Source organism: Psychrobacter sp. M4 (assembly GCF_055699795.1).
Genome location: NZ_CM146740.1, coordinates 634,535 through 652,914 on the forward strand (window position 1 = coordinate 634,535; position 18,380 = coordinate 652,914).

The following is an 18,380-nucleotide window of genomic DNA, read 5'->3' on the forward strand; positions in this document are numbered from 1 at the left end:
AAGCAGCAAGCTGAGGGAGTAGATGTGAAACCACATTCATTTAACCTTAGTAAAGATGATAAGGTAGACGTGGCAAGCACAACTATATTCGATGAGGCAGCCATTTCACGCGTGATAGAGATGGCATGGGAAGATAAAACCCCTTTTTCAGCTATTGAGCACAGTTATGGGCTGAGCGAAGATGAGGTTATCAAGCTGATGCGGCAAGAATTAAAACCTTCCTCTTTTCGCATGTGGCGCAAGCGTGTGACGGGTCGCGATACCAAACATCAGGCCAAACGCTCTTTTGAAGTTGGCCGTGCTTATTGTAAAACACAATACAAGCCGCGCTAGTTTTATAGTTGATTCACTTTAAAACCGATGCAGTGATGACTATAAAACTCGTTATAACTCACTATAAAAAGGTAGCTCTACCATGCTTTGTCCTTCTACACCTTATTTAATTGCGCCCTCTATTTTATCTGCTGACTTTGCACGCTTAGGCGAAGAAGTCGATACCGTCTTAAAAGCGGGCGCTGATGTGATACATTTCGATGTCATGGACAATCATTACGTGCCTAACCTCACCTTTGGTAGCATGATTTGCAAGGCTCTGCGCAACTACGGCATTGATGTGCCTATTGATGTACATTTGATGGTAACGCCTGTTGATGGCATGATTGAGCAGTTTTTAGAGGCCGGTGCTAGTGTTATTACCTTTCATCCAGAGGCCAGTGCTCATGTCGACCGCTCGCTGCAACTTATCAAAGATGGCGGCGCAAAATGTGGTCTCGTACTTAATCCTGCAACACCGCTACATCATTTAGACTATGTTATGGATAAGGTCGACCAGATACTACTGATGAGCGTAAACCCTGGTTTTGGTGGACAGTCGTTTATTGAGAGTACGTTAGATAAAGTGCGAGAAGTGCGAAAGCGTATTGATGCTAGCGGCCGTGATATTAGACTTGAGGTCGATGGTGGGATCAAAGCCAGCAATATACGCGCTATAGCGGCGGCAGGTGCTGACATGTTTGTCGCCGGCTCTGCCATTTTTAACCAAGAGGACTATAGCGCCGCCATTGATGAGATGCGTTATCAATTATCCTTAGTAAATAGCAATGTATAATATAATGGCTATATTCACAACTTATCTTCACAACTTATCTTCAAAACTATTGTATCGAGGTACGCTGTTTGTTAAATGGTTGTTTTATCAACATATGACGCCATTAAGATAGAGAGACAATTTAATTGCACGCACAATCGAGGTGAGCTATGGATACACAACATTCATTTTCCGAGTCTGCATCCACTCGGCTACCTGAGGGTGATTTTGATCAGAAAAGTCATCAAAACCAACCACCTAGCCTAGTACCAAAAGGTATTACCATCGGATTAGCTATCTTTGCCCTTATTTTAAGTCTGGCAGGTTATGGTTTTCGTCTATTAGCAGGTCATGAGCCAGCAGAGGTGATTCTTCATGCTGCAGTTTTGGTACCCGTCTTTGTATTAGGTATTCCTTTATTGTTTTGGCTGGGTTCACGAGTATTAAATAAAGTAAAAGGCATGCATATAGAAACTAGAAATGCCATTAGCTTGGGCCTGCTGACCTCTTGCGTCTCTTTATTGTGGATAATGGGCACTTATAGCTAAACCTATTCATTTTCATTACTAAGTCATGCTCTCTTGTCATGACTGGAATTTTGCATGCAAAAAGAATCGACTACCATTACTGATATTATTTTTCCAAAAGATTTACCCAATGGTCTATTTATTGCCTTAATTATTGCTTGTATACTGTTAGGACTGGCATCGTTAAGCCGCGCCGATGGTTGGCAAGGTTGGCTTCACGTTATTGAAAGCTGGCTACTTATGCTCCTTATTCTTCCAACAGCTACTGCTGCCGTGGCATTACCATTTAAGTATCGTGACCCAAGCTTTGAGTTAAAGCTAGCTTATTATCTTGGTATGTTTGTTGCTTTATTATTTACTCTAGCGAAGTTACGCTATTGGCGTTGAGGTGTTGTCTCCTTAGTAAATTAATTTTAATCAGCGCATCCTTATTCATAATACTTATGCTAACAGCCTTGAATTCTAGGCTCAAAGCGTCCATTGTATGACTATAATACATTTGCTTGCGTTGTTATAGAGTTGCTAAAAACAGTAAGCTTTATGCAATAGTAAGCCAGTATAATTAAGGAAAACCCTAGATGCCATATGACATTGATAATGAAATAGAAGTAGAGAATGATAACCAAGATAGGTTTTCAGGTTTCGCCAAAGAGACCACTCTTGAATTAGTGGAGGCAGACGATGGTACATTGTTACTGCGTGATGCTGAACAAGATGATGAACCTCTTATGACCATAGATTTCTCTGATAAGCTCAAAGAACTATTAGGAAGTGATACCCAAGCAATCGGCCAGCATATGATTCATGCTGCTATCCAAGTTATAATGCAAAAACAGATGAGCCAGTGGCACGCCCATGTCTACGATAAAGAGCCTACGCACTATAGTTAACTGAAGTAGTCAGTTAACCTATATAATAAAAAAGGGTCTATCCGTTAAGATAGACCCTTTTTTTATGTATATCAAATAGCAAGGTGTACTATTTGATTTTTGCTTCTTTAAAAATAACGTGCTGGCGAACTTTAGGATCAAACTTTTTGATCTCCATTTTACCAGGCATAGTACGTTTATTTTTGGTAGTGGTGTAATAATAACCAGTACCAGCAGTTGATACCAACTTAATTTTATCTCTCATAATAGCTTTCCTGTAGAAGGGGCGTCTTTAACAATAGGTCTTTGGTTATAAATTGCTGAGTCTTAAAATAACTCAATTGATAATGGTTATGCTCTTTGAATAATTATCATCAAAGAGCTACCTTGCAACTTAAATCTTTTGACCTTGTGCGCGCAGATCTGCTAACACTTTATCGATACCTAATTTATCGATAACGCGCATACCTTTGGTAGACACACGTAGGCGTACAAATTTATTTTCAGACTCCACCCAAAAGCGATGGTTGTGAAGGTTTGGTAAAAAGCGACGACGGGTTTTGTTGTTCGCGTGCGAAACATTGTTACCCACCATAGGGCGCTTTCCTGTTACTTGGCAAACTCTAGCCATGAGGAACTCCTAATCTATGAAGTATGAGGGTTTCTCATACTAGTCTGGACAAGTTGTGTAAATTTGCGGCATGGACACAGCAAACACTCTTGCACCAAACAAAACTATATGAAGGTTGAGCTGGTATAACTGTCACTAAAGGCAGATGACAAGCGTACCAATTCAGAAAATTTTAAAGGCGACATTTATACCATAAATTAGGCAAATACTCAAACTATTTTGTGATAAGTGTCATCTTCTAAGTTGCCTATTATACCTTTAATTTACAACATTATGTTATTGGTTGACTAACCTACAAAGGTATTTTTACGATCCAGCGCTAATTAGTATCATAAGTTCGTTATCGCGCAACTTATTTATCTCAGTTATAAAAAAGCCTTTTAGCAATAAAAATTATTTTTTCTATACATTTGTATATTAGGAACGATTCTTGCTTATCTAAACAGATATATTATTGTTAATTTGAGGCTCAAGATATGTCGTATAGCTCATTGCCCTTTACTGCTAAGTTTTTTCAACTGACTTCTTTAACCTGCGCGCTAGCACTAGCAGGCTGCGGAGGAGGAGGTGATGGCGATACCGTTGACTCTATCGCTCCAAAACCTGATCTTGGTATCCAGCAGCCGGGTACGGGCGGCACTGGTAGTACTGGAGGTGGCGGCAATGACAATGGCGACAACCAATTACCCGATGCCGAACCTGATTTCTTTTTACAAAAAGTGACGGTTACTCCTAATATTATCGAGCTATCCGATCAGGAAGTTACCTTTAAAGCCACTGTAAAGGCGGTCGAGAAAAATTCTGGTGGAGCAGTAGTTGATAAAGATGTCAGTTTGCAAGTCAAAGATTCTGAGAACAATGGTGTTACTATTGAAGGCAAGAGCGTACAAACTACTGATAGCGATGGCAATGCCGTATATACACTTAAGCTGAACCCACAGGCCGTTGATAATGAAGCTGAGCTGATAAAAAACGGCTTTACTTTAGTGGCGACTGCTAATAAAGCGACAGGTGAAGCTGTTGCTCCGCAAGAGCTAAAAGTTTCGGTCAGCAAAAAAGGCAGCGGTGAGGGTACTCAAGTTATAGCTAGTAAACTTAGTGTCAAGCAAAGCATAAGTACCAGCTCTGTCTCCAACAACGTCTTAAACCCTTATGGCGATACAGCCGTGTTCAGCGTTGAAGTTAAAGACGAAAGAGGCGCGCTAGTCCCAGACGTAATGGTAGGTTTGGGCATTGACCCTTTAGATGGTGTATCTATCAGTCCTGCAAGCCAAATCACCGATGGTAAAGGCGCTGTAAGCTTCAACCTCAAGATAGATAACAACCTATCCGCTGCTGCTCGCACAGAATTATTAAAAGGTATCACTTACGCTATTAGTATTAAAGAAAAAAGCGGAGCCACCAAAAAAGTAACAGATCGTCTAAAGGTTGCCGTTCCTGTCTCTGATTACAATCTAGATATCACAGGTAATTCAAAGCAGATGAGTGCCTACGGTGATACGCAAAACCTTATAATTATTGCCGCGCCCAAAAGCAGTAAAGTACCTACTCAAATTAAAGATGCTAAAGTAAAAGTCAAAATCAATAATGCTCCTGATGGCGTAAGTTTAAGCCGCGAGACTCTGGTTTTAAATGACAAAGGACAAGCGAGTGTCGCTTTAATAGTAGCGCCTACTTTGGATGCCAAAGCGCGCACAAAACTTGCAAAAGACAGTATTAGCTACACTATAACGCTAAGTGAGCCTAACCGTTCTGTCACTACAAAAACATCGACAAGTACTGTATATGTTCCAACTGCGCAATATAAAATCTATGCTGATGAGAGCACTAAAAAGCAGCTATCCAGCTCAGGTGACAGCGCTGTTATTAGCTTTCGGGTAAATGACAGTCGTGGTGGGGTTGTAGCTGGACAGACAGTAACCGCAGCCTTACCTAGCGATTTAGCTAAAGCAGGATTATTGACTTTAGAGGGTAGCGCGGAGCAAGTAACAGGTAGCAAAGGAGAGGTAAGCTATACCGTACGAGTACCTAAAAACCTAACTGAAGCGAAAAAATTACAACTAGAAAAAGCAGTCGCGTTCGTACTGGTTGCCAGTATTAAAGAAGAATCAGGTGTATCCAGTAGTGTACAGAGCGAGAGCATTAAAATTGGCTCAGACATTGGACAAAGCGATATTACCTTGACAGCCAAAAGCGTACCAGCGATCGTTAGCGTCTTAGATGAGCAGTTTAAGCTACAGGTTACTGGTAAACGTAAAGATGGTAGCGCTGCAAATGCTCGCTCAGTAAAGCTCATCATTAATAAAGGCGCAGGCGTGACTGTTGTTGGTAATCAGCAAAGCACTAATGACGCTGGCGTAGCGACATTCACGGTCAAAATTGACCAAAGCTTGACAGCCGCTCAGCGTGATCAATTGATAAAGTCTGGCATCAGTTATACTGCTGTCTTAACTGATGAAGATGGTACTCAAGCCAAAATTACTCAGGCCATTAAGGTTGAACAACCAGACACCAACATTGAGTTCGCCTCTATTACCACTCCAACGATTAGCGAGCTTGGTGGTAGCGGTAACATTAATATTAGGCTGACAGCTAAAGGCAATAAAGCCCAGGCCGTTGCAAATCAAAAAGTTGATATCCAATTAGGTGCTAAAGCACAAACTTATGGTGTCACTATTGCTCAAGAGACGGCGACCACAGATTTCAACGGTGATGCAACTTTCGTCGTTCAGATACCAGACAACCTAACTGCCAAGCAGCGCGCTGATCTCAAAAGCGTAGGAATCAACTATCAATTATTCTATGTTGAAAAGAATATTACTTATAATTCTGCCGTACAAAAAGTTAATATTATTACTCCTACCGTGTCTTTAAATATTTTAAATGCAACAAATAATATCGACAATCAAGCCGGCTATATCCTTAATAATGCTGGTAGTGATACTAGAATACAGGGTCAGCTTAATAACCAGTCATCTGGCGATCGAGTAGCCAATCAACCGATCAGATTTACCTTTGATAATAAATCACTGGCAAGTTTGCTAACTGTCAACGGTCAAATTGGCTCAGCAAATATCACCGCTACTACAGATGATAATGGTTTGGTAAGTTTTAGTATTGTTGTTCCAAATAATCTAACAGCTGAGCAAAAAGAAGCGCTTAACAAGCAGGTGCTTACCGCTACCTTGACAGAAACATTAACGGGAAAACAGCAGCAAGCGAAGGTTAAAGTACAGTCTAAAACCGCGGCTATCTCTTTACTTGCCAGTGCGAAAAAAGCACTTAACCTAAATGGTGGTGAGAGCCAGATTGAGGTTATTGCTAAAGACAGTAAAGGCAATATTGTAGAGGGACAAAAAGTGTTCCTTGCTCTGCCAGCCTCTATTGCGCGTCAAGGAGTTACCTTGGTCTCTGGCGGCAATCAAACCACTGACAATTCAGGCAAAGCAACATTTACCATTGCCGTGCCCAACAACTTAACCGCTGAGCAAAAAACGGCTATTAGTAATAGTTTTGTGGTGGCATTATCGGCAGCTGATGCTAGTGGTAATATCGCTACGCAAACCGTCACTGTCAATACCGTTACGCCAACAGGTACTACAGAGAGCTTAAGCATTGGTGCAAACAAAGTAGTTAACACTCAAGGGGATACGTTTAAAGTCTTTGTACGCGTGACTGATAAGAAGGGTGGTGTCGTAGGCCGTGAAGTACGCTTGAACGTCGATGACCCCATTAAGACTGGCGTAAGCATTGCTAATGGCAAAGCCACGACTAACAATGATGGCGTCGCTAGTTTTGATCTTACACTCACAGATGGTGCTAATGTCAATCAAGCTACTTTAGAGGCTGGTATTCGCTTAACTGCTACGACAACGACTGCTGAAAATGTTGAGTTGGAGCAAAACTACATTGTAGCTGTAGATTCTACCAGCATTGATAGCTATCAAATCCTAGCTTCTTCTGATAAACCTACTTTAAACACTGGTGGCGATCAAACTAGCGCTACTTTCCGCGTAACCGATAGCAGTGGTGGCATCTTGGTAGGGGTGCCTGTACAGTTAAGTATTGAAAACTTAGAAGCTAGCGGCGCCGCTCTATCTACGCCAAGCATAGTTACTACTGATGCTAGCGGTTTGATAAATGTTGGTGTATTACTAACAGCCAATAATGTCAATGCACGCCTTAATCATAGCGTCGTTATTAATGCCAAAATCGTTACGCCGCAATATGACGAGGATGGCAATGTCAGTATGCAAGTGCGTGAAGAGAAGTCGTTAAGCTTATCAGCAGTTGGCACAGAGATTACGCTTGCCGCGACAGCAACTCAGCTTGCAGATGGTGGTAATACAACCATTACTACTACGTTAGTAGATGGAGCGGGCTTGCCTATTGGCAATGCTAGTATGGAGCTGGTAAATAGTAACGGAGAAGTTATTACTAATGCTACTATTACTGATGCTAATGGAGAAGCCAGCTTTAACGTTCGAGAAACTGCTTTAAACTTTGATAATAATGGTAATTTGCGAGTTTTTGCTAGGGCAGTAGGTGAGCGTCAGTTAATTACGCAGCGTAGTGCCAACAGTATCGACCTCGTCAAAATCTCACGTGCAGGTATCAGTTTTGTCGATATCAAAGAATTTTACGACGTAAATGAGCCTCAGACGGTCAGCATTCAAGTCCGTACTGATACCGCAGCGCAAGCGGCAGCTCTTATTGGTGAAGCAGTAGAGGTACAAACAACATTAGGTAGGTTTGCTAATAATACTGTTATCACCACTAAAAATATTACAGCTAGTAATGTAAACGGCAATATTATTACAGTCCCTGTTACTTTAGAGTCGCAATTTGCAGGTACGGCTGTGTTGCAAGCAAGAGTGCTAAATATACTTAATAATGGTGCTAGTGGCGGGCTGAAGTACCAAACGACAGTAGATACTCGTTTTAGAGCGACAACGCCTGCAAAAATGCTATTTCAAGCGGTAAAATCTGTCATTACACCAGGCGGTAGCACTGAAGTTGTTGCTACTGTTAAGGACAAAAACGATGTTCCTGTAGAAGGTCAAACGGTCGTCTTTAGTCGCAGTGCTGACTTATCAGCTGGCCGTCTATCTGCAGCTACTGCAGTAACCGATAGTAAAGGTGAGGCGCGTGTGATGTATCTAGCAAACGCCAGCTCACCTATTGGCGGCGTAGTAATTAATGCCCGCTTATTAAATGACAACGCAGGAATTGGTACCAAAGAGGCAAAGATTACGGTTTCAAAAGAAGCCGTTTATACAACTTTGGCGTTCAGTAATAAGTTGTCTTCTGATGATATCTATTACACGGTACAAGGCTCGATCTCTGTCATGGATGGTTCGGGCCGTGCAGTCACCGATACCGAAGTATCAATTAAGTCTTATGCTATCGAGTACGCACAAGGCAGAGTATGTTTGTTAGATAGCAATATTTCTTATACGGACTTAGGTTTTATAAACAGTACCTTTACTGAACAAGTACCGATTATATTTGAGTCTACCTGGAAGCCTACAGAGGATCCTGATTACAATTACACCTTAGATAAAGATGATGATATTAACAATAACGACCGTCTTGAGACTATCAATCCAGTCGCTATTATTGGTGGTCAAGTATCAGATGATGGTTATTCGTTTGTCACTGATAAAGAAGGTCGCGCTGACTTCCAGATCCGCTATCCTATTCGCTACTCGAACTGGGTTAAAGTACGCTTTGATGCTTCTACATTCTTAAACGGTAGTGAAAACACACAAAGTATTAACTATGGTTTGCCATATCTAGCAGACGATCTGAGAGTTGAAGGATCGAACTTGTTTAATCCTTGGATAGGTGGTAGCAGTCCATTTGGTACTGGCGGAGCTACTTGTGTCAACAGTATGAGCGTAAGCGTTAATGATCAGACTAATAAAACCACCGTATCGTTATCCCCTTATCAACCAGGCTACGCCGTTTCTATTAACGGTGTGCCTAGTAATCCTCCAAGCACAAGTACTGAATCCTTCTTTGTGGACTTTGATCAAGCATTTGATATAGGGTCTACAATTGATGTTAGTAATAATGGTTTTAGTTTCTCAAGAGTGCTTAAAGTTGATTAATACATAAGCGGTAACTGTTTTACAAGAAACCTTGTGATAATAAACCAACCCCTGTAAGTTAAATACAATTTACAGGGGTTTTTACATCAGTCATTATCCGTACTAATGTCCGTACTAAATAGTGTCCAGTCTCGTTCGCAAAATAACTCAAAAGCGACTAAAATAGCCGATTTACTATATTGTCAATAAGTTTCCAACTTTACGACTTATTAGTGGCAAATAGTTTCGGCTTTATTTCTTAATTGGACGCACTATGTCAGACACTACTAATTTATCTAATATTCCATCTAGCTTTATATCTGACGAAACTGCCATCGATACCGCTACGCTATTAATAAAATGCCGTGATCAGGCTGGTATTGTGCAAGCGGTATCTGAATTTATCCATCGTTATAGCGGTAATATCATCTCTCTTGATCAGTATTCAACCGCGCATGAAGGCGGGCAATACTTTATGCGCGTGGAGTTTGTACTGGCAGGTTTAAGCGCCATTATCGAAAATTTTGAGGTAAGCTTTTCCCATACCGTTGCCAAACGCTACGATATGACTTGGCGCTTGCACGATAATATGATCAAAACCAAGGTTGGTATATTGGTCTCCAAATTTGATCACGCCCTACTAGATCTTCTATGGCGGCATCAGCGCGGACTGCTAGATTGTCAGATTACATCAGTGGTTAGCAATCATGAAGACTTGCGCCAAGCGGTCGAGAACTTCGGCATCCCGTTTCATCATGTGCCCGTTAATAAAGACAACAAGGCTGAAGCAGAAGCTCGAATTCATGAGCGCCTAGCGGATAATGATTTATTGGTATTAGCGCGCTACATGCAAATATTGTCAGCAGACTTTGTTGCGCGCTGGCCGATGCAGATTATCAATATTCATCACTCATTTTTGCCAGCCTTTGTAGGCGCTGATCCGTATCGTCAGGCTTACGATAAAGGCGTCAAGCTTATCGGGGCGACAGCGCACTATGTGACAGCCGATCTTGATCAGGGGCCCATCATTGAGCAGGATGTACACCGCGTGACCCATAAGCAAAGCGTTGTAGAGCTGCGAGCGATTGGACGCGATATTGAGCGTAACGTGCTGGCGCGGGCGGTAAACTGGCATGTACAAAACAGAGTAATTGTGACGGGTAATAAAACGGTGGTCTTTAATTAAAATGTAATCTACAACACCAACTCTAAAACAAACTTACTGCCCACAAAACCAATAGCCAGTAGAATGAAAGCGTAAATGGTCATATTGGCCGCGCGTTTGCCACGCCAGCCGGCACGCCAATTACCCAGCAATAACAATCCAAATAGCAGCCAGGACAAAACGCTAAATACGGTTTTGTGAGCGATGTGCTGCGCCAGTAAATCCTCTACATAAATAAAGCCTAGCCCAAGAGCAATACTAAGCAATATAAAGCCTACCAATATCATATCGAATAACAAGCTCTCCATACTTTGTAACGGAGGCAGTTTATTAACCCAAAAGCGGTGCATAGTCTTGTGCTTAAGTTCACGAATTTGCAGTCGCAAAAATAGCGCTTGTACCGTTGCCATCAAGAGCACACAATAGGCGGCAAACGATAGTATAATATGTGCCTCAAGACCGACACTAACATCAGTCATTGGCTGGTAAGGCGCGCGGCCGATATAACCGATGGTCATACCGACGAACGCCGTTGGTGCCGCCAAAATACCTAAGCTGACAATAGGACGATATAAAGAAAACAGTACGTAAAAGAACAAGAAAAATAAGCTAATTAGACTAAGGACATTAAATAGATTAAAATTTAGTCCATATAAGGTGAAGATGTAGGGGTATAGCAGTGCTGCATGTGCCAGCATCCCTATTAACAATAAGACCAAATTAACGTCCTTTCGGATCATTCTATTGGCAGTTAGTGACCACGCGATATAGATGCCAACCGCGATATAGGCCGCACTAGCTATCATAAATGCAAGTAACACAGGCAAGCCTCGTTGAATATCATGACGCTATAGTGTAGCTGTTACAGCTAAGAGCGCTTAAGTTGATGCTAAAATGATATGATTAGAATAAGCGTTCAATTTATCATAAAATACAGACTAATTGAGAATCATCTTCATTACTATCATAATGATACTACTCATCATGATACTATGACTAAAAAATATTTGTTGGCTAAGAGAGTTATATTTTAAGCGTAACTATAGAATGGTTGAATGAGATTAGCGTACTTAACAGCGTGTGTTGCCTATAACAGCAACCAAATAGTAAAAACCAAAAATTAGCGGTCACTGTAAATAGTAGCAACCGCAAGTCTAGAACCTGTAGATGTACCATTATAAACGACGACTCTATAGAACCTAACGTTATACACTAATAAAATATTTATTAAATAAACCATTAACTGAATACATTATTAACAGAGAGCTATTATGTTTGATACCTTAACCGAACGTCTATCGTCGAGTTTGCGCAATATCGTCGGTACCGGTCAGCTGACTGAAGACAATATTAAAGACACTTTGCGTGAAGTGCGTATGGCACTACTTGAGGCCGACGTCGCCTTGCCAGTAACCCGTGATTTCGTCAAGCGCGTCAAAGAGCAAGCGCTCGGGGCTGAAGTGCTCAAAGAGCTAGCGCCCGGACAAGCCTTTGTCAAAATCGTTCACGATGAGCTGACCGAGATGATGGGCAGCGCCAATCAGCAGCTTGAGATGACCGGTAAGCCGCCAGTGGTCTATTTACTGGCAGGTTTGCAAGGTGCCGGTAAAACTACGACTGCGGGCAAATTAGCCAAATACTTGCAAGAGCGCCAAAAGAAAAAGGTCATGCTGGTCTCCGCTGACGTTTATCGTCCTGCGGCTATCAAACAGCTTGAGCAAGTAGCGGGGCAAGTAAACGCCAAGTTTGTCAACTCAAGCGTCGATGAGAACCCAATCGATATTGCGCGCCGGGCGATTGAAGAGGCCAAAATTCAGTATCAGGACATTTTGATTATTGATACGGCTGGCCGCTTAGCTATCGACGATATGATGATGGATGAGATCAAAGCCTTGACCGCAGCGGTTAATCCTTCTGAAACCTTATTTGTCGTTGATGCGATGACGGGGCAAGATGCGGCTAATACCGCTAAAGCCTTTAACGATGCGTTGCCATTGACTGGTGTTATTTTAACCAAAACGGATGGTGATGCACGCGGCGGCGCGGCATTATCAGTGCGGGCGATTACCGGTAAGCCTATTAAGTTCTTAGGTCGCGGCGAAAAGTTAGACGCGCTTGAATTGTTCCACCCTGAGCGTATTGCTCAGCGTATCCTTGGTATGGGTGATGTCCTAAGCTTGGTTGAAGAGGTCGAGCAAAAGATTGATCGCGATAAAGCTGAAAAAATGGCTAAGAAGATGCAAAAGGGCGGAGATTTCGACCTTGAGGATCTATTAACCCAGTTTCAGCAGATGAAAAACATGGGCGGTATGTCAGGCTTTTTAGATAAAATGCCGGGTATGGGCGGCTCTGATATGCAAAAAGCGGTCGAAGAGGCCAAACCTGAAGAGAAGGTCAAGGAGATGGAGGCTTTGATCAACTCCATGACCCCTTTTGAGCGTCAAAATCCAGACAAGATCAACCCTAGCCGTAAACGCCGTATCGCCGCAGGTTCTGGCAGAGAGATTCAAGACGTCAACCGTTTGCTCAAGCAGCATAAGCAAATGGCAAAAATGATGAAAATGATCTCAAAACCTGAGGGTATTAGTAAAATGATGAAGTCTATGCAAGGTTTGATGGGCGGCGGCGCAGCTGGGGGCGGCGGTGGTCCTTTATTTGGCGGCGGCCAGCAAGGCGGTGTCAAAGACGTGAACCCTGAACAAATGGCTAAGCAAATGGGGCTCGATCCCAACAACTTGCCAAGCAAAGACGAGGTGCAAAAGCAGATGCAAGAGATGCAAAATCAGGGACCAAAAAAGTTTAAAACACGTTTTTAATCAGTGTATCGTAAAAATAAAAATCCCAAAACTGCTATCAGCTTTGGGATTTTTTATAACGGTTGTGCTTTTATAACTATTGTACTTTTATAACTATTGTATTGTTATAACAGCTAGGCTGTTGCCGCTATTGCCTCTAAAGCTTTTATGTTATGAAAAACGTAGCACTCAATAAAGTTATATACATAAATGCTATCATAGCGCTATTTTGTCAAATCAGTAGATTTAATCGAGGTCATGATGTTTTTAGCTATGGATACCGTATTTGATCAGTGTTCGGTGGCGATATTAGATGCTTCAGGTCAGGTCATATCTAATCATACCGAAAAGGGTAAACGGCAGCAAACCCAGCAGATTCTACCCATGATTGATATAGCGTTGTCTGAGAGTCAACTAAAACTTGCTGATATACAAGCGCTGATATTTAATCGCGGCCCTGGCGCTTTTAGTGGTATTCGCATTAATACTGCAGTGGTGCAAGCCTTGTCCGTCGCTCACGATCTACCCTGCGTCGGTGTGTCAAGCTTGCAAGCTATCGCCCAAAAAGCTTATCAACAATATGGTTTGACAGAAGTATATAGCGCTCTTGATGCGCGCATGCAGCAAGTCTATTTTGGTCATTATAAATTGCAAACTCAGCCAATGGAGGAGTTAGCTAAAGATCCTACTAGTCTCGCTATGGAACCTGTAGTTTTAGAAGGTCATGAAAGTACTGAGCAGCTGCTGGATTACGATAGTCAAACTAAACTAACTATTCCCGTTGTCGGTAACGGTGCAGCCTTGCTAAGTTTACATAAAGACCAGAAGCTTTATGAAGACAGTTGGCCTGATGCTACTGTCATTGGACAATTGGGTGTCATACAGTTTGCAGCGTTTGGCGGTACGGGCGCTACAGAGGCATTACCAAAATATCTGCGTAACCAAGCATGGAAAACCTTAAAAGAGCAAGGCAAGACCTAGTACTTGCTTTATAGCATTAGCGTTGTACTTTAGGTGTGACTTTAAAAAAATTAAATACCGAGCACTAAAGGTGCACAAACTATTAAAAACAAAGACAAGACAGCTGATGATTCTGTTTTTAGATCTTTTGTTAGGAATGCGATTGTGGATATACTTTTATTAATTCAAGCCGTTATCATGGGTATCGTCGAGGGTATCACTGAATTTTTACCGATATCTAGTACCGGCTATTTGATTCTATCTGCCGACATAATGGGATTTTGGACAAAAGAGAAAGTCGATTTATTCGTAGTGGTGATTCAGCTAGGCGCTATCTTAGCGGTCATTTATGACTACTGGGGACGATTATGGCAAGCCCTTATGGGGTTACTCACTGGCAAAGCTGAAGGCATGAATAATCCAAGGCAGTTAGGGTTGAGCTTAATTGTTGCCACTATTCCGGTTATGATCGTCGGCTTTACTTTTGCTGATGAGATCAAGCGGTATTTATTTAACCCTATTACGGTTGCCATCATGCTCATTATCGGTGGTCTGCTGATCTTTTATGTCGAGAACCGTCCCAAAGCTATTATTGCTCAAGAGGCTGAAGATGTAAGCCTAAAAACGGCACTGATGATTGGTCTGTTTCAGTGCTTAGCTTTGATACCGGGAACTTCACGTTCAGGATCGACGATTATAAGTGCCTTATGGCTTGGCGTCTCGCGTAAGGCGTCAGCGGAATTTTCTTTCTTTTTGGGTATTCCGGTCATCATTGGTGCAGGTCTACTTGATTTGCTCAAACACCGTGAGGTTTTGACTACTAGCGAGGACTGGTTGGTATTAGGCGTAGGTACGATGGTATCCTTTATTGTGGCGCTCCTCTGTATTCGCTGGCTTGTAGCTTGGGTCAGTCGCCGTGATTTTAAAATCTTTGCTTGGCTACGTATCATTACCGGTATTATTGTATTAGTAGCCGCATGGGTTTTTGGCTATCAGATGGCAGGGTAGAAAGTGTCAGAAGCAACAACACAGATTGCGCTCCAGCCTTGTAAACTGCTATATGTTAGCGAGACCCAGCAGTCTCAAGTTGCGCACTTGCAAACACTAGCAAGTCAGCACCAGTTGTCACTATGTCTTAGTGCCGAGCTGATAAAAGATAAACTAAATCAAAAACGGCGCCAGCAGTTAAGTCTTGATTATGGTCAAGCTGTTTTATTGCTAGATGACAAAAATCAGCTGTCTTTGCTAAGTGCAGGTCTGAGCGTCGCTCCTGAATGGGATAAAATGCAGCGCCGTGTGGTCAGCGCGGGACGTAAATCTGAGCTATTATTACAGGCAGCGAAAATCACAGCAGATAGTGTGGTTATTGATGCTACCGCAGGCTTTGGTCATGATAGCTTGATACTAGCGAGTAGCGGCGCCCAAGTAACGATGCTTGAGCAGCAGCCTGTCATGACATTATTATTACTCAATGAACAGCGGCGCATGAATCTACAACCAAATTGGCAAAAACTCATGTCGCGTCTGCATATTATAAATATTGACGCGCTTCGCTACTTTACGAATAAGCAAAATACTAAAAATAAAAACATCGATCACAAAAGCGTAGATATGATATATCTAGACCCGATGTTTCCAGAAGATAGCTATCAAGACAGCAAAACAGGTAGAGGCGCAAAGGTGGGTAAGCAGATGCAAGCGCTGCATCAAATAGCTCATCCGCCAACGCTGATAGAAGAGCAGCAGCTACTACAAAGCGCTCAAGACCTTATTAGTTGCAATGCTCAGCAGCAAGGTCGGGTGATTGTTAAGCGCCCTCAGCAAGCGCCGTTTTTTGCACAACAGTCGCCTGATGAGAGCTGGCATAATGCTGCGGTACGTTTTGATGGTTATTTTATATAAACGTGTTTAATGACTCTATCTATGAGCACATAACTAGGAGTAAGCCATGCTAACTATAATAGTCTGGGTCGCTGGTGCAGGCTTGCTATTGATAAATATTATATTGCGTACCAGAATTCTGAGGCTTGAGGCGAGGTTAAGAGAGCTTAGTAATCCTCAAGAGCAGTTGATCTATCTACGTAAGCAAGCACAGTTAAATCAAAATAATAAAGTCGCGGCGATTAAAGCCTTACGCAAGCAGTATCCTGAGATATCACTGATCGAAGCCAACAAATTATGGCAGCAAGTTTAAAGAGCACTGGTTTATGACAAGTTACCGCCAACCTCTCAGCTTTAAAGACAAGCTATATGCTTATATGCAGCTAACGCGCTTTGATAAGCCCGTCGGCATTGAGCTATTATTATGGCCGACGCTTTGGGGCGTAATGCTAGCGGCAATGGGACAAGCGCAAAAGCTGGGCGTGAGCGCGGGTTTGCCCAGTCTTAAAGTATTTGTGCTTTTCGCTTTGGGCGCGATTTTGATGCGCGCGGCCGGCTGTGCCATTAATGATTTTGCCGATCGTAAAGTGGATGGTCATGTGAGCCGAACCAAAGGTCGTCCGCTGGCTGATGGGCGTTTAACTGGTAAAGAGGCTGTCATAACTTTTGTAGTACTGGTCGCCCTTAGTGCCAGTTTACTGCTATTTTTACCCATTCAAGTATTTTATTGGGCACTTGGTGCGGTGGTTTTAGCCTTTATCTATCCCTTTATGAAGCGCTTTACCCATTTGCCGCAAGTGTTTTTAGCAGCCGCTTTTGGCTGGGCGATACCGATGGCTTATGTCGCGGTACAGGGTGCGCCTGATATTTGGGGCTGGCTATTATTTGCCGCCTATATGTGCTGGACAGTCGCTTATGATACTCAGTACGCGATGGCAGATCGCGATGATGATTTAAAAATTGGCGTCAAGTCGACCGCGATACTGTTTGGCCGCTATGATGTGGTCATAATCTCAATACTACAAACGCTATTTTTGATCATTATGGGCGTAGTATTGTGGCATTATTTTGCACCGACTAGTTTGAGTATCGTACCTGTATTTGGCTTAGCGCTGGTCGCGATGATGTTTGCTAAGCAAAATAGCGCTTGCGGTAGTCGACAAGCGCTTGCTTGCTTTCAAGCATTTTTGGCTAATATTTGGGTCGGACGCTATGTTTTTGCCTTAGTGGCACTCTCTTGTCTATGGACCACTTTTAATGGCTAAATTAAATAAAAATCTACAAACAAAATATGAGCTTAATCTTGCTGAGCAGGGCTTAACCCGCGAGCAGGTCATTGCCACTGAGCGCAAGTTAGCCAAGTTTGCTAATGCTATGGATTCAGTGGTGCGTATTCCTTTTACCAAACAAGGTATGGGCGCAGATGCGGCGTTATCTACCATTCCTTTAGCGGGTGATTTGGCAGGCTTAGCGTTAACCAGCTATGCTTTTGTATTGGGTTGCAAGCTTGGCGTTCCGGTTAGCAAGATGACGCCAGCGGTACGCTTAGCACTCATCGATACGGTGGTAGGTATCATCCCAGCCGTTGGCACCTTACTAGACATATTTATCCGTCCTAGCCGTAAGACGTTAAGCATCGTGCATCGGCATATTGAAGAAGAGTACGGTATTCGTGACACCACCCATATGGATAGACCGTTTTTGCATCAAAGCTTAGAAGATAAGCAGCGTAATAGCCGCTTGTGGCGCAATCCTATCGTCGCTTGGCTGTACTTGCATATTCCCGATATCATCGGTTTGATCATTATTATTCTGATTGGATGGGGACTGTGGGGCATCGGTAGCTGGTTGGTCGAGGTGTTTAGTAGATCCACAGGCTTCGGCTAACGCAATCTGAAACTAGAAAGTTGCCTTCTTTAAGCGCCACCTATCCTCAAGTCCTATTCTATGTACTAATCGTAATAATCAGTTTGCGCTGTCCGCCATAATCTCTGTGCTCACATAAGTAAATACCTTGCCATGTCCCAAGGCCAAGTGCACCGTTCACAAGCGGTATTGTCAGACTGACCCCAAGTATCATACTCTTAAAATGCGCTGGCAAATCATCACTTCCCTCTAAAGTATGACGATATTCAGTCTGATCAGCGGGCGCGATTTTATTCAGCCAGTCCTCAGTGTCAAGCCGCACATCAGGGTCAGCGTTTTCATTAACAGCCAAACTTGCCGAGGTATGCTGCAAAAATAAGTGCACTAAGCCTGCGTTTGCTGATGTGGAGATCAGTTCACGGACCGCTTTTTCGATGAGTGGCGTAATAATGTGAATACCGCGATTATAAGCGGGTAGGGTAAGAGTAGTTTGCTGATAGGGCATAG

Annotated in this window: 18 protein-coding genes; 14 read left to right on the forward strand and 4 right to left on the reverse strand. The window is 42.8% G+C overall.

The annotated features are described in order from the left end of the window. The first annotated feature begins 120 nt into the window (after positions 1-120). From ACR63N_RS02730 to ACR63N_RS02750, 5 genes are all read left to right on the forward strand, one after another. Positions 121-333, forward strand: coding sequence for a TIGR03643 family protein (locus ACR63N_RS02730; RefSeq protein ID WP_472782702.1), 213 nt, complete (start codon positions 121-123; stop codon positions 331-333). An 82-nt stretch (positions 334-415) separates the two neighbouring features. Continuing rightward, positions 416-1,108, forward strand: a complete 693-nt coding sequence (gene rpe / locus ACR63N_RS02735; protein WP_472782421.1) for a ribulose-phosphate 3-epimerase — start codon at positions 416-418, stop codon at positions 1,106-1,108. A gap of 149 nt (positions 1,109-1,257) precedes the next feature. Then, entirely contained in the window at positions 1,258-1,635 is a 378-nt protein-coding gene (locus ACR63N_RS02740; RefSeq protein WP_367106323.1) for a hypothetical protein, read from the forward strand. Positions 1,636-1,689: 54 nt separating this feature from the next. Further along, positions 1,690-2,001, forward strand: coding sequence for a hypothetical protein (locus tag ACR63N_RS02745; RefSeq protein WP_367105656.1), 312 nt, complete (start codon positions 1,690-1,692; stop codon positions 1,999-2,001). A gap of 191 nt (positions 2,002-2,192) precedes the next feature. Beyond that, the gene (locus tag ACR63N_RS02750; RefSeq protein WP_367105657.1) at positions 2,193-2,504 is read left to right on the forward strand and encodes a hypothetical protein; all 312 of its coding nucleotides are present in this window, start codon (positions 2,193-2,195) and stop codon (positions 2,502-2,504) included. Positions 2,505-2,592: 88 nt separating this feature from the next. Here ACR63N_RS02750 and rpmG read toward each other — a convergent pair whose 3' ends face one another. Both rpmG and rpmB read right to left on the reverse strand, forming a co-directional pair. Then, positions 2,593-2,748: a 50S ribosomal protein L33 gene (rpmG, locus tag ACR63N_RS02755; RefSeq protein WP_010201403.1), complete on the reverse strand. Its 156-nt coding sequence runs from the start codon at positions 2,746-2,748 to the stop codon at positions 2,593-2,595. Positions 2,749-2,877: 129 nt separating this feature from the next. Further along, positions 2,878-3,114: a 50S ribosomal protein L28 gene (gene rpmB / locus ACR63N_RS02760; protein ID WP_367105658.1), complete on the reverse strand. Its 237-nt coding sequence runs from the start codon at positions 3,112-3,114 to the stop codon at positions 2,878-2,880. Between the two features lie 476 nt (positions 3,115-3,590). Here rpmB and ACR63N_RS02765 point away from each other — a divergent pair, with 476 nt between their 5' ends. Next, positions 3,591-9,227 (forward strand): beta strand repeat-containing protein, encoded by a 5,637-nt coding sequence (locus ACR63N_RS02765; RefSeq protein WP_472782422.1) that lies wholly within the window; start codon positions 3,591-3,593, stop codon positions 9,225-9,227. 253 nt (positions 9,228-9,480) lie between these two features. Next, positions 9,481-10,392, forward strand: coding sequence for a formyltetrahydrofolate deformylase (gene purU / locus ACR63N_RS02770; RefSeq protein ID WP_367105660.1), 912 nt, complete (start codon positions 9,481-9,483; stop codon positions 10,390-10,392). A gap of 8 nt (positions 10,393-10,400) precedes the next feature. Here the strand turns inward: purU and ACR63N_RS02775 are convergent, their stop codons facing one another. Beyond that, the gene (locus ACR63N_RS02775) at positions 10,401-11,192 is read right to left on the reverse strand and encodes a cytochrome C assembly family protein (protein ID WP_367105661.1); all 792 of its coding nucleotides are present in this window, start codon (positions 11,190-11,192) and stop codon (positions 10,401-10,403) included. A gap of 450 nt (positions 11,193-11,642) precedes the next feature. Here ACR63N_RS02775 and ffh point away from each other — a divergent pair, with 450 nt between their 5' ends. From ffh to ACR63N_RS02810, 7 genes are all read left to right on the forward strand, one after another. Continuing rightward, on the forward strand, positions 11,643-13,187 hold the full coding sequence (gene ffh / locus ACR63N_RS02780; RefSeq protein ID WP_367105662.1) for a signal recognition particle protein: 1,545 nt from the start codon (positions 11,643-11,645) through the stop codon (positions 13,185-13,187). Positions 13,188-13,427: 240 nt separating this feature from the next. Then, a complete protein-coding gene (gene tsaB, locus ACR63N_RS02785; RefSeq protein WP_367105682.1) occupies positions 13,428-14,147 on the forward strand; it encodes a tRNA (adenosine(37)-N6)-threonylcarbamoyltransferase complex dimerization subunit type 1 TsaB in 720 nt (239 codons plus the stop codon). Between the two features lie 144 nt (positions 14,148-14,291). Next, entirely contained in the window at positions 14,292-15,134 is an 843-nt protein-coding gene (locus ACR63N_RS02790; RefSeq protein WP_367105663.1) for an undecaprenyl-diphosphate phosphatase, read from the forward strand. A gap of 3 nt (positions 15,135-15,137) precedes the next feature. After that, a complete protein-coding gene (locus ACR63N_RS02795) occupies positions 15,138-16,028 on the forward strand; it encodes a class I SAM-dependent methyltransferase (protein WP_367105664.1) in 891 nt (296 codons plus the stop codon). A gap of 46 nt (positions 16,029-16,074) precedes the next feature. Continuing rightward, positions 16,075-16,320 (forward strand): hypothetical protein, encoded by a 246-nt coding sequence (locus tag ACR63N_RS02800; RefSeq protein ID WP_367105665.1) that lies wholly within the window; start codon positions 16,075-16,077, stop codon positions 16,318-16,320. Between the two features lie 13 nt (positions 16,321-16,333). Continuing rightward, positions 16,334-17,272 carry a 4-hydroxybenzoate octaprenyltransferase gene (gene ubiA / locus ACR63N_RS02805; RefSeq protein WP_367106326.1) on the forward strand — a complete coding sequence of 313 codons (939 nt, stop codon included), beginning with the start codon at positions 16,334-16,336 and terminating at the stop codon, positions 17,270-17,272. Continuing rightward, positions 17,265-17,894 (forward strand): DUF4112 domain-containing protein, encoded by a 630-nt coding sequence (locus ACR63N_RS02810; protein WP_367106327.1) that lies wholly within the window; start codon positions 17,265-17,267, stop codon positions 17,892-17,894. Before ubiA ends, ACR63N_RS02810 begins: the two co-directional genes overlap by 8 nt. A 58-nt stretch (positions 17,895-17,952) precedes the next feature. Here ACR63N_RS02810 and ACR63N_RS02815 read toward each other — a convergent pair whose 3' ends face one another. Beyond that, positions 17,953-18,378, reverse strand: coding sequence for a secondary thiamine-phosphate synthase enzyme YjbQ (locus ACR63N_RS02815; RefSeq protein ID WP_367106328.1), 426 nt, complete (start codon positions 18,376-18,378; stop codon positions 17,953-17,955). Between the last annotated feature and the right edge of the window lie 2 nt (positions 18,379-18,380).